At 60.5% G+C, this 12,091-nt stretch carries 11 protein-coding genes; 3 read left to right on the top strand and 8 right to left on the bottom strand.

The window, feature by feature from the left end; translation table 11 throughout:
- Positions 1-44 precede the first annotated feature (44 nt).
- Entirely contained in the window at positions 45-875 is an 831-nt protein-coding gene (locus tag PH562_RS26400; RefSeq protein ID WP_113407868.1) for an aldo/keto reductase, read from the bottom strand.
- Positions 876-1,020: 145 nt separating this feature from the next.
- Entirely contained in the window at positions 1,021-1,569 is a 549-nt protein-coding gene (locus PH562_RS26395) for a L,D-transpeptidase family protein (RefSeq protein WP_285176670.1), read from the bottom strand.
- 147 nt (positions 1,570-1,716) lie between these two features.
- On the opposite strand from PH562_RS26395, the gene PH562_RS26390 reads away from it, so the two are divergent.
- Complete coding sequence (locus PH562_RS26390; RefSeq protein ID WP_004125729.1) at positions 1,717-2,400, top strand: response regulator transcription factor; 684 nt, start codon at positions 1,717-1,719, stop codon at positions 2,398-2,400.
- 7 nt (positions 2,401-2,407) lie between these two features.
- Positions 2,408-2,863, top strand: a complete 456-nt coding sequence (locus PH562_RS26385; protein ID WP_167078096.1) for a cyclic nucleotide-binding domain-containing protein — start codon at positions 2,408-2,410, stop codon at positions 2,861-2,863.
- Positions 2,864-2,970: 107 nt separating this feature from the next.
- Here PH562_RS26385 and PH562_RS26380 read toward each other — a convergent pair whose 3' ends face one another.
- From PH562_RS26380 to tesB, 6 genes are all read right to left on the bottom strand, one after another.
- Positions 2,971-3,774, bottom strand: a complete 804-nt coding sequence (locus PH562_RS26380; RefSeq protein WP_285176669.1) for an exodeoxyribonuclease III — start codon at positions 3,772-3,774, stop codon at positions 2,971-2,973.
- Positions 3,775-3,967: 193 nt separating this feature from the next.
- The gene (locus PH562_RS26375) at positions 3,968-4,636 is read right to left on the bottom strand and encodes an outer-membrane lipoprotein carrier protein LolA (RefSeq protein WP_285176666.1); all 669 of its coding nucleotides are present in this window, start codon (positions 4,634-4,636) and stop codon (positions 3,968-3,970) included.
- 136 nt (positions 4,637-4,772) lie between these two features.
- Complete coding sequence (locus PH562_RS26370; RefSeq protein WP_285176665.1) at positions 4,773-7,442, bottom strand: FtsK/SpoIIIE family DNA translocase; 2,670 nt, start codon at positions 7,440-7,442, stop codon at positions 4,773-4,775.
- A 274-nt stretch (positions 7,443-7,716) separates the two neighbouring features.
- Positions 7,717-9,084 (bottom strand): ammonium transporter, encoded by a 1,368-nt coding sequence (locus PH562_RS26365; protein ID WP_095433034.1) that lies wholly within the window; start codon positions 9,082-9,084, stop codon positions 7,717-7,719.
- Positions 9,085-9,111: 27 nt separating this feature from the next.
- On the bottom strand, positions 9,112-9,462 hold the full coding sequence (locus PH562_RS26360; RefSeq protein ID WP_015341499.1) for a P-II family nitrogen regulator: 351 nt from the start codon (positions 9,460-9,462) through the stop codon (positions 9,112-9,114).
- A gap of 213 nt (positions 9,463-9,675) precedes the next feature.
- A complete protein-coding gene (tesB, locus tag PH562_RS26355) occupies positions 9,676-10,560 on the bottom strand; it encodes an acyl-CoA thioesterase II (RefSeq protein WP_285176664.1) in 885 nt (294 codons plus the stop codon).
- Positions 10,561-10,643: 83 nt separating this feature from the next.
- Between tesB and PH562_RS26350 the strand changes: the two genes are divergently transcribed.
- The gene (locus PH562_RS26350) at positions 10,644-11,858 is read left to right on the top strand and encodes a ubiquinone biosynthesis hydroxylase (RefSeq protein ID WP_483315385.1); all 1,215 of its coding nucleotides are present in this window, start codon (positions 10,644-10,646) and stop codon (positions 11,856-11,858) included.
- Positions 11,859-12,091: the final 233 nt, after the last annotated feature.

Below are 12,091 nucleotides of genomic sequence, written 5' to 3'. Positions count from 1 at the left end.
CCGGATGCAAATGCTTCCGGCCTTCCAGAGTTCAATTTCTGAAATCAGAAACTCGCCGTCAGCGGGTCCGGCCCGATGCGGCCACTGGCCGAATCGAGCTTGGTCATCTCGGCCAGATCGTCGCCTTCGAGCTTGAAGTCGAAGACGTTGAGGTTTTCCTCGATGCGGCTCGGCGTCACCGATTTCGGGATGACGATCAGGCCGTTGTCGATGTGCCAGCGGATGATGATCTGCGCCGGGGTGCGGCCATGCTTGGCGGCGATCTTGCCGATGACTGTATTGGTGAGGAGCTTGCCCTGGCCGAGCGGGCTCCAGGATTCGGTCTTGATGCCGAGCTTGTCGTGAACCGCACGCAGTTCCTTCTGCTGGAAGGTGGGATGCAGCTCGATCTGGTTCAGCACAGGCGTCACGCCGGTCTCGCCGATGATACGTTCGAGATGCGCGGCGGCAAAATTGGAAACGCCGATCGAACGGGCGCGGCCTTCTTCCTTCAGGCGCACGAAAGCCTTCCAAGTGTCGAGATAACGGTTGCGGTGCGGCGACGGCCAGTGGATCAGGTAGAGGTCGATATAGTCGGTGCCGAGCCTTTTCAGGCTTTCATCGAACGCCTTCAGTGTGGAATCGAAGCCCTGCGCCTCGTTCCAGAGCTTGGTTGTGAGATAGATATCCTTGCGGGCAACGCCGGACTGCCGCACGCCTTCGCCAACGCCATCTTCGTTGGCATAGATGGCTGCGGTATCGATATGGCGATAGCCGGCTTTCAAAGCCGTGCTGACGGCCATCGGCGCGACATTCTCCGGTGTCTGCCAGACGCCGAGGCCGACCTGCGGAATGGAATTGCCGTCATTGAACGTAATTGTCGGTTGCGTGGTCACGATAAGTCTCCAAAGGATGAGAAGCGGGTGGAGTGAAGGCGTGATTTAAATTCTAAAAGAAAAGCGGGCGGTCTGGTCCGCAAAGGCGCACCGGTCGAAATCCCATATAGTGGAGAATATCGGGATGTTAACCCCGGGCGTCCTTTCAGACAACCCGGACGGTCGTACCTCTTCGCAGCGATGGCAGAATGCGCTTCATGTCGCGCAGGCTCACGGCAACACACCCGGCCGTCGGCTCGTATCCCGGCCTGATCAGGTGAAAGAAGATCGCCGAGCCGCGGTTGCGCCTGCGAGAGCTCACATTCCAGTCGAGCACCAGGCAGACGTCGTAGAGGCCGTCGCCTCGCCGCAATTCCTCATGGCTCGGCCTGAAAGGAGCCTTCACCAGTCTATTATAGTTGGGATCATCAGGTTGGTCGCACCACAGCATATTCTCCCGGATATGCCGCATCGGCAAGGCCGTCCGCAGAAAACGGACCCGATCGCCCCGCGTGAAGCCGTAAAGCAACTTCATATCCGCGATGGGTGTCGCGCAGTCTCCTTCGCGCTTCAATATGCTGCGTCCGGATCGGCCGATCGCCGCCGGTACCGTCATGCCCCCGACCTGCACCAGCGCCCGCGTTTTCTTACCTGGCTGAGGACGCACGACGATCGTCGATGCGGCCCGCCCCGCTCCCTCCCTTGTCTTTTGCATTTTCCTCACATGTTTTTGCTTTGCGCGTGATTTCATTTGAAATCATAGCAGTTTCAACCAAACGACCAAGCCTAAGCCGCCTCGCGACTTGCTAAAAGTGCAATTTGGCGTAGGACTTAGGAGAATGAGAACAAGGACCCGAACGGCATGACGGCACGCACCATTCTCCTGGTGGATGATGACAACGACCTGCGTGAGATGTTGGTCGAGCAATTATCGCTTTACGAGGAATTCAACGTCCTGCAGGAAGTCACTGCCGGAAAGGGCGTGCAGACGGCGCGCACCGTGCCCGTCGATCTCCTGATCATGGATGTCGGCCTGCCCGATATGGACGGCCGCGAAGCCGTGAAGCTGCTGCGCAAGAACGGCTTCAAGCCGCCGATCATCATGCTGACAGGCCATGACACGGATTCCGACACCATTCTGGGCCTTGAAGCCGGCGCCAACGATTATGTGACAAAGCCCTTCCGCTTCGCCGTCCTGCTCGCTCGCATCCGCGCGCAATTGCGCCAGCACGAACAGAGCGAGGATGCGACCTTCACAGTGGGACGCTATCTTTTCAAGCCGAGCCAGAAGCTGCTGACGACCGAAGACGGGCAGAAGATCCGGCTCACAGAAAAGGAAGCCGCTATCATCCGTTATCTCTATCGCGCCGACCAGAAGGTCGTAACCCGCGATATCCTTCTCGAAGAGGTTTGGGGCTACAATTCCGGCGTGACCACCCATACGCTCGAGACCCACGTCTACCGCCTTCGCCAGAAGATCGAGCGCGATCCCTCCAACGCCGAAATCCTGGTCACGGAAAACGGCGGCTACAAGATTATTCCGTAGGCGATCGATGGCGCTGAACGACGATATTCGACTGCTGTCGCAACTGCCGCTGTTTCACGGCATGGGCGACGAGCCGCTCCGGTTGATCGCCTTCGGTGCCGATCGCCGCCACGTGAACGAAGGCCAGACGCTGTTCCGGGAAAAATCACCCGCCGAATGCGCCTATGTCATCACGCGCGGCAGTTTCGAACTCAGCACCATCGATACTGACGGCCAGAAGCAGGTGGAAGCGGTGGTCCAGGCAGGCACCATGCTTTCGGAACTGGCGATGGTGACGTTGGTAGAGCGCAAATATACGGCTGTCGCCGCCGAAGAGTCCGACGTGATCCGCATCACGCGCGCGCTCTTTCACCGCTTGATCGAAGAATATCCAGACGCCGGCCTGCTGATCCAGAACCGTATCCGCGAAAACTTCGCCGCGCTGGCCAGGCAAGCAGCCGCAATGCTCGGCCGCTTTTCCTGAAGCAGTTCCAGGAAAAGTGCGAGGCGGCTTTCCGTCCGGAATTGCGTGAATACAAAAGGATAGAGCGTTTTCGCGTTTCAAAGAAAGCGCAAACGCTCACTCCCGCTTCAGAGATTGAAATGCGCTATGACCGGCACGTGGTCGGAGGGACGATCCCAGCCGCGCGCCGCTTTCAGGATCTCGATGCGCTGCAGATGCGGGCCGAGATCGGAGGATGACCAGATGTGATCAAGGCGGCGGCCTCGGTCTGCGGCCTCCCAATCCTTGGCGCGATAGCTCCACCACGTATAGAGCTTCTCGCTTGCCGGCACCTGCTGGCGCATCAGGTCGAGCCAGGCACCGCGCTTCATCACCTCGAGCAGCCCTTCGGTCTCGACAGGCGTATGGCTGACGATCTTCAGGAGCTGTTTGTGCGACCAGACATCGTGCTCCAGCGGCGCGATATTGAGATCGCCGACGAGGATCGCGGAGGTGTTCTGCTCGGCATTGGCATGCAGCTTCTTCATCTCCTCGATGAAATCGAGCTTGTGGCCGAATTTCGGATTGATCGTGCGATCTGGCTCGTCGCCGCCGGCCGGCACATAGAAGTTATGCAGGCGAATACGGCGACCGCCGCGCTCGAAAATGGCCGAGATATGTCTGCTGTCGCCGACATTGCAATAATCCTGGCGATGGTCCTCGGTCAGCGGGAAACGCGAGGCGATGGCGACGCCATGATAACCCTTCTGGCCATGAATGATGATATGCTCATAACCAAGCGCGCGGAGCGGCGCATGAGGAAAGAGCTCGTTCGGAACCTTGGTTTCCTGGAGGCAGAGAATATCCGGCCGGGCATGCATGACGAATTGCTCGACAATCGGCATACGTAGCCGCACTGAATTGATATTCCAGGTCGCAATCGAAAATCCCATGCCCAAACCTTCCCTTAGAGCAAATCCAGGAAAAGTGCGCAGCGATTTCGCGTCCGGAATTGCATCAAAACAGACAGATGGAGCGGCTCAGCGATTCCTTGAAACGCTCCAGTCAGGCTAAGGCTTTAGACCGCCTGTAATGGAAAGAAAAGCGCCAATCGGCGCTTCTCCGCTACAAGGGCTGGGACGAGGTTCAGCGCGTGTAATCGATGCGGAAAACACTGTCGTCGAAGGCGACGTTGGTCTTCACATTGTTGATGATGACGTCGGTCGTCTTGCCCTGCGGATCGATGACGGTCCATTGGCGCAGGTCGTAGCTTTTCGAATCGAAAATCATCGTGATGGTGGAATCGCCGAAGACGGTGCGGTTGCCGAGCGTGATCTTGGTCAGATCCGGCTGCGAATCGACATTGCGCACCATGTCGGCTGAGAGGTCGATCTTGTTAGCCAGCAGCAGGCTGAGCGGCGTCTTCGACAGCTGATACATGTTTCGCGTCTGCGTCTGGTCGTTGATGACCTGCACGTTGTTGCCATCGCAGATCACGCGCATGCGCGACGGCGGATCATAGTTGAAACGCATCTTGCCGGGCCGCTGGATGAAGAAGGCGCCGCTCATCTGATCGCCGCGCGGCCCAATCTGCAGGAAGCCACCCTTCATCGACTTGATGGACGAGAAGTGGTCGGCAATGGCCTGGGCGATGCCGGGATTGAGGGTAGCTGCGGCGGCTTGCGCCGGTGCTTGAGCCTGTGCGAAAGCCGAAACCGGTAGAACGCCTGCCGCACCGACCGCAACCACGGCGCCAAGGAAATGCCGGCGGCTCAGGGAAAGTCGGCTGGACGGCTGCGCATCAAACTTTGTCATCGAATTCTCCTTCATGCTTCGTCCATGGCGCGCAAAATCGGCGTCTTCATGGCGCAACGGCCCAGGGCAGGTTGTGGACCGTGATCAAATTTCGCTGAACATAGGCTGGATACGCAATACCGGAAGACGGATCGCCTCAACGATCCAGAATGTCGGCTTCGGTCGGAACGAGAATTTCGCGCTTGCCGGCGTGGTTGGCCGGACCGATCAGTCCCTCCTGCTCCATGCGCTCGATCAGCGACGCGGCACGGTTGTAGCCGATGCCGAGACGGCGCTGGATATAGGAGGTCGAGGCCTTGCCGTCGCGCAGCACGATCGCAACCGCCTGATCGTAGGGATCCTCCGAATCGGAAAGATTGGAGGTACCCACCGGACCGTGACCATCATCATCCTCGTCATCATCGGCGGTAATGGCATCGAGATATTGCGGCGCGCCCTGCGTCTTCAGATAAGCGACGATATCCTCCACTTCGCCATCAGAGACGAAGGGGCCATGAACGCGCTGGATGCGCCCGCCGCCGGCCATGTAGAGCATGTCACCCATGCCGAGCAATTGTTCCGCGCCCTGCTCGCCGAGGATCGTCCGGCTGTCGATCTTCGACGTCACCTGGAAGGAGATGCGGGTCGGGAAGTTTGCCTTGATCGTGCCGGTGATGACATCGACGGACGGACGCTGCGTCGCCATGATGACATGGATGCCGGCGGCACGCGCCATCTGAGCCAGGCGCTGCACCGCACCTTCGATATCCTTGCCGGCGACCATCATCAGGTCGGCCATTTCGTCGATGATGACGACGATATAGGGCATGGGCTTCAGGTCGAATTCTTCCGTCTCATAGATCGCCTCGCCGGTCTGCCGATCGAAGCCGGTCTGCACGGTCCGGCTGATCGCCTCGCCCTTGGCGACGGCCTGCTCGACGCGGCTGTTGAAGCCGTCGATGTTGCGCACGCCGATCTTCGACATCTTCTTATAGCGCTCTTCCATCTCGCGGACGGTCCATTTGAGCGCAACGACGGCCTTCTTCGGATCCGTGACGACGGGCGACAGAAGATGCGGAATGCCGTCATAGACGGAGAGTTCGAGCATCTTCGGATCGATCATGATCAGGCGGCACTGTTCCGGCGTCATGCGATAGAGCAGCGACAGGATCATGGTGTTGATGGCGACGGATTTACCCGAACCGGTCGTACCGGCCACGAGCAGATGCGGCATCTTGGCGAGATCGGCAATGACAGGCTCGCCGCCGATCGTCTTGCCGAGCGACATGGCAAGCTTCGCCTTGGAGGTCTCGAAATCGCGGCTGGCGATGAGTTCGCGCAGATAGACCGTTTCGCGCGTCGAGTTCGGCAGCTCGATGCCGATGGCGTTGCGGCCGGGCACGACGGCGACGCGCGCAGCAATCGCGCTCATCGAACGTGCAATGTCATCGGCAAGGCCGATGACGCGGGACGACTTGATGCCGGGCGCCGGCTCCAACTCGTAAAGCGTGACGACCGGTCCGGGCCGGACATGGATGATTTCGCCCTTGACGCCGAAATCCTCCAGCACGCCTTCGAGCATGCGGGCATTCTGTTCCAGCGCGTCGGCCGAGAGCGTCGCATCGCGGGCGACGGCCTTCGGCTCGGCAAGCAGATGGACGGCGGGAAGCTGGAAGCCATAGGGACGAATGAAGGAAGTCTGCGCCTCCCGCTCTGCCCGTGCTCCAGGCTTCGGGCGCGGAGCGGCTGGAGTGACGCGATGGCCAGCGGCGGCTCCCTTGGATGCAGCCGGGGCTAACGGCCAATCTTCATCCTCATCGTCTGGCAGAATATCGGCAGGGCGCCGTGGATCGCGATCATAGAGCGCATCTTCATCCTCATCCTCATCGTCACCGAGACTGATCGACGGCGCGGAAACGACGCGGCGCGCCGGACCATCCATGGACGGCTCCAGACGGTCGCCCCGAGCTATGGGTGCCTTGGCGCGCACCGGCTCGTTCAGCGTACCGAATTCGTCGTCGTTGAAATCGTAAGGTGCGTCGAAGGCATGGTCGCGGCGCTTGCGCGGCCCCATGCCGAACAGCCGGCGAAGGCGGGCCTGCGTGTTGTACCAGGCATGCATGAGGGCGCCGAAGGCCATGAAATTGCCGAGGAAGCTGCCGCGGTCGTCATCCTCGTCCACGTCGCCCACCCGACGGGCGCGGCTGCGGGTTTCCTCATAGTCGTCCTCATCCTCCTCGTCTTCCACGAGATTTTCGCCGATGACGCCGGAGGCGAAGAGCATGAGCCAAATGGCCGGAACGGCGAGAACCGAACCGATGATGATGGCGGCGACACCGCTCGGATAGGTGCCAATGAAGAGGGCTGGAAGACGCAGAAGAAGATCGCCGACGACGCCGCCGATGCCGTTGGGGATCGGCCAGGTGGGCGGCGCGGGAAAGCAGGCGATGGAGCCGGCCGCGACGATGCAGCCGCCGAACCAGGCGCCGAGGCGCGAGGGTACTCGATGAAGCTTGCGGTTGGTGATCAAAGCAAAGGCCCAGGCGACGACGGGCAGCATCGCCAGGACCGAGGTGAGGCCGAGCGACTGCATCATGATGTCGGCAAAAGCGGCGCCGGGAAAGCCGAGTAGGTTGGTCGGCGCATTGGCAGTTGCGTAGGAGTAGCTGGGGTCCATGACGTTCCAGGTCGCCAGCGCTGCAACCGCAAGCGCCAGCAGGAACAATATCGCGAAACCTGTCAGGCCCTTGACCTGACGCCAAACCACGCTCGATAGCGATAAACGGTCGGGGCGACCGCTCAACGCCGCCGAATTGCTTCTGCCCATGATATCCAGCCCCGTTCCTGTCCAAAGCGCAAACGAATCGGTCTATGCCCCACTCGCCGGCAGGTTAGCCATACCTAATCAGAGGAGGGTTAATGGCATGTTAACCATGCACGCCGACCTCATGAATCGCCTGTCGTCTGAAGAAAAATGGCTGTGCACAAACGAAAAGGGCCCGAACCGAGGTCCGGGCCAAGGGCGCCTATTTGCGATGAAATAGGACGCGACGGGATGTTGAGCAAAACCGGAGAGTTTGCTCCGGTTTCGCAAGCTCCGATCAGGAATTGTGGTAGGCGGCTTCGCCGTGCGAGGCGAGGTCGAGGCCTTCGCGTTCGGCTTCCGGAGCGACGCGCAGACCGATGATGACGTCGACGACCTTGTAGAGGATCGCAGAGCCGATACCGCACCACAGGATTGTCGTGACGACGGCGGTCAGCTGGACGACGACCTGGCTGCTCATCGTGACGCCATCGGCATAGCCGACGCCGCCGAGCGAGGCGCTGGCGAAGATGCCGGTTGCGATGGCGCCGAAGATGCCGCCGATGCAGTGTACGCCGAAGACGTCAGCCGTATCGTCGTAGCCGAACTTGTTCTTCACGACCGAGACGAAGAAGTAGCAGAGCGGCGAGACGATGAGACCCATGACGATCGCGCCCATCGGACCGGCGATACCGGCTGCAGGCGTGATGGCGACGAGGCCGGCAACCATGCCCGAAGCGCCGCCGAGCATGGAGGCCTTGCCGCGGGTGAAGGTTTCGACCAGCGACCAGGAGATGATGGCGGCTGCCGTTGCGACGAAGGTGTTGACGGTTGCGAGCATCGCGCCGCCGGAAGCTTCGAGGTTGGAGCCGGCATTGAAGCCGAACCAGCCGACCCAGAGCATCGATGCGCCGACCATGGTGAGCGTCATGGAGTGCGGAGCCATCATGTCCTTGCCGAAGCCGACGCGCTTGCCGACGAGAATGGCGCCGACGATGCCTGCAATACCGGCATTGATGTGAACGACGGTGCCGCCGGCGAAGTCGAGTGCGCCCATCTTGAAGAGCATGCCGTTGGAATCCCAGACCATGTGGGCGATCGGGAAGTAGACGAAGGTCGCCCACAGCGCGCAGAAGAGCACGGCTGCGCCGAACTTGATGCGCTCGGCGAAGGCGCCGATGATGAGCGCCGGCGTGATGGCAGCGAAGGTCATCTGGAACAGCATGAAGATGAATTCAGGGATGACGACGCCCTTGGAGAAGGTTGCAGCCGTGGTCGAGGTCGAAACGCCCGAGAGGAACATCTTGGCCGTACCGCCCCAGTAAGGGCTCGAACCGCCGCCGAAGGCGAAGGAATAGCCGTAGAGAACCCAGAGGATCATCACGACGGCGCCGATCATCGTGCACTGCATCAGAACCGAGAGCATGTTCTTGGCGCGGACGAGGCCGCCATAGAACAGTGCAAGACCCGGCACGAGCATGAACAGCACGAGAATGGTGGAGATGAACATGAAGGCAGTATCGCCCTTGTCCGGAACCGGCGCGGCGGCGGTCGCAGCGGCTGCAGCCGGAGCGGTCTCCTGCGCAAAGGCGATCGCCGGCGCAAGCAAGGCCGCAGAAAGCGCGCCCACCCGTGTCAAGGCGGAGGAAAGCTTGGAAAATGACATGCAAATAACTCCCTGGTCCGCCGTGTCTTACAGCGCTTCTGAATCGGTTTCGCCCGTACGGATGCGCACGGCATGGTCAATGGAATAGACAAAGATCTTGCCGTCGCCGATCTGGCCGGTCTTGGCGGCCGATGCGATGGCCTCGACTGCCTTGTCGACGGTTTCGGATGCGACTGCGACCTCGATCTTCAGCTTCGGCAGGAAGCTGACGGCATATTCGGTGCCGCGATAGATCTCGGTATGCCCCTTCTGGCGCCCGTAGCCCTTCACTTCGGTCACAGTCAGGCCCTGGATGCCGACAGCCGTGAGGGCCTCACGGACCTCATCGAGCTTGAACGGCTTGATAATGGCCATCACAATTTTCATCTGGTTTCCCATCCTTTGTTAGCCTCGGCGCGGAGCCGACTCTCCTTGCCGCCGACGAGTGTTTCTGCAGCGACTGGCTATACACATTCAAAGGACGTGCCAGATTCGTGACACATTTATAACGTGTTGAAATAAAACAGATTTATTGCACAGACCCAATAAAGTGGCATTTCTCGCCGCGAGAGCCGCACAAATAAAGTGCAATTTTATAAAATTGCACTTTATTTAATCATTTGCCTTTTTACGAATCAGCCCCTCCTGCGCCACCGACGCAATCAGGACACCAGATCGCGTAAACAGGCTGCCGCGGGTAAATCCGCGGGCGCCAGAGGCGCTGGGGCTCTCCTGGCTGTAGAGCAGCCAGTCGTCGAGCTTGAAGGGACGATGGAACCACATGGCATGGTCGAGGCTCGCCACCTGGACGCTCGGGTCCAGAACCGATGTGCCATGCGCATTCAGGGAAACATCGAGCAGCGTCATGTCGGAGAGATAGGCAAGCACAGCGTTCTGATAGAGCCGGTCATCCGGCACCGGTCCCGTCACCCGAACCCAGATATTCTGGCGCTGACTCGGCTGTGCGCGCGAGAAATAGCTTTCGATCGACACCGGCCTGATTTCGATCGCCCGCTTGCGCTCCCAGTAGCGGCGGACATTCTCCGGCGCATGGGCGAGATAGCGCTGCTTGACCTGCTCTTCGTCCATCAGATCCTCCGGCATCGGCACGTCAGGCATATCGCCTTGATGATCGAAGCCGGGCTCGTCGATCTGGAAGGATGCGGTCAGCGCAAAGATCGCCTTGCCATGCTGGATGGCCAGCACGCGCCGCGTATTGAAGCTGGAGCCGTCACGCAGCCGATCGACCTGATAGAGGATCGGAACCGAGGGATCCCCGGGCAGCATGAAATAGGCGTGCAGCGAATGCGCGAAGCGATCGCCATCCACCGTTCGCTGCGCCGCCATCAGCGCCTGGCCGACGACCTGCCCGCCGAAGACGCGCTGCCAGCCGACCTGCGGGCTGTTGCCGCGAAACAGGTTCATCTCGATCGTTTCGAGATCCAGTGTCGCCAGTACGGTTTCCATCGGGGTGAGCTTCTCGGTCTCTCGCGACATTTTGCTTGAACTCCCATGGTAGGAACCGTGAACAGGATGCTCTATATAGAGCAGGACGTGACAGTAAGACACAGGGAAGCGCTATGTTGGACATGCTGGTAGTGGGTGGCGGATATGTGGGCCTTGCCGCAGCGGTCGCAGTCAAGCAGGCAGCCCCCCACCTCGATGTCATGATCGTCGAAGCCGCACCGGAATCCGCCTGGAAGAAGGATATGCGCGCATCGGCGATTATCGCCGCCGCTTCGAAGATGCTTGAAGTCCTCGGTGTCTGGAACGAGATCGCGCCGGAGGCCGAGCCGATCACCCGCATGGTCGTCACGGATTCGCGCACCGGCGATCCCGTCCGCCCGGTCTTCCTCACCTTCGACGGCGAAGTCGCCGAGGGTCAGCCCTTCGCCCACATGGTGCCGAACCTCACCATGGTCGGCGCCCTGCGTGGCGCCTGCGAACGCTTGGGCATCCCGATCAAGCACGGTCTCAGCGCCACCGGATTCACGACCGACGACAACAAGACGACCCTCACTCTTTCGGACGGCAGCACGCTCGAAACGCGGCTTCTGGTCGCCTGCGACGGTGTGCGCTCCAAACTGCGCGACATGGCCGGCATCAAGACGGTCAATTGGGATTACGGCCAGTCCGGCATCGTCGTTACCGTCGAGCACGAGCGGCCGCATGGCGGCTGTGCCGAGGAGCATTTCCTGCCCTCCGGCCCCTTCGCCATTCTGCCCTTGAAGAACAACCGCTCCTCGCTCGTCTGGACGGAACGCACCTCCGACGCCGAACGGCTCGTCGCTTCCGACGATCTCTTGTTCGAAGAGGAACTGGAGCGCCGCTTCGGCCACAAGCTCGGCGCGCTCACCACCGTCGGGGAACGCCGGGCTTTCCCGCTCGGCCTCACGCTTGCTCGCGCTTTCGTCGCGCCGCGATTTGCGCTGGCCGGCGATGCCGCCCATGGCATCCATCCGATCTCCGGCCAGGGCCTCAATCTCGGCTTCAAGGATGTGGCAGCTCTTGCCGAAACCATCGTCGAAGCCGACCGCCTCGGCCTCGACATCGGCTCGATCAATACCCTCGAACGCTACCAGACCTGGCGCCGCTTCGACACCTTCCGCATGGGGGTGACGACCGACGTGCTGAACCGGCTGTTTTCCAACGACAACACACCGCTGCGCATCGCCCGCGACTTCGGACTGGGGATCGTCGACCGCCTGCCCAGCCTCAAATCCTTCTTCATCGGCCAGGCCGCGGGCACGACCGCGAAGGACAATCCGCGGCTGCTGGCTGGTGAGGCGATTTGAGGAGACGGGGCGGAAGCAGGCAGTCAACTTTAGTTCGAATATGGCAGAAGCGGACATCAGCTAAGCTGAGTTCGTGAGTGAGACGCCAATTGCTTGGTCGGCCCGGAGGGAGCGCCCACCATCGCTTAAAAGCCTTAGGAGACCTGTGCGCGGGTAGGCTTTCTGCTTGAATTTGCTGTATTTCCTCGGATGGGAAGCGTATCGCAGGCGTCGGCATACGCGGCTTGGAACAC

It is taken from the genome of Rhizobium centroccidentale, from assembly GCF_030182565.1.
Classification (GTDB): Bacteria; Pseudomonadota; Alphaproteobacteria; order Rhizobiales; family Rhizobiaceae; genus Rhizobium.
This window is presented reverse-complemented; position numbering and strand designations above follow the sequence as displayed.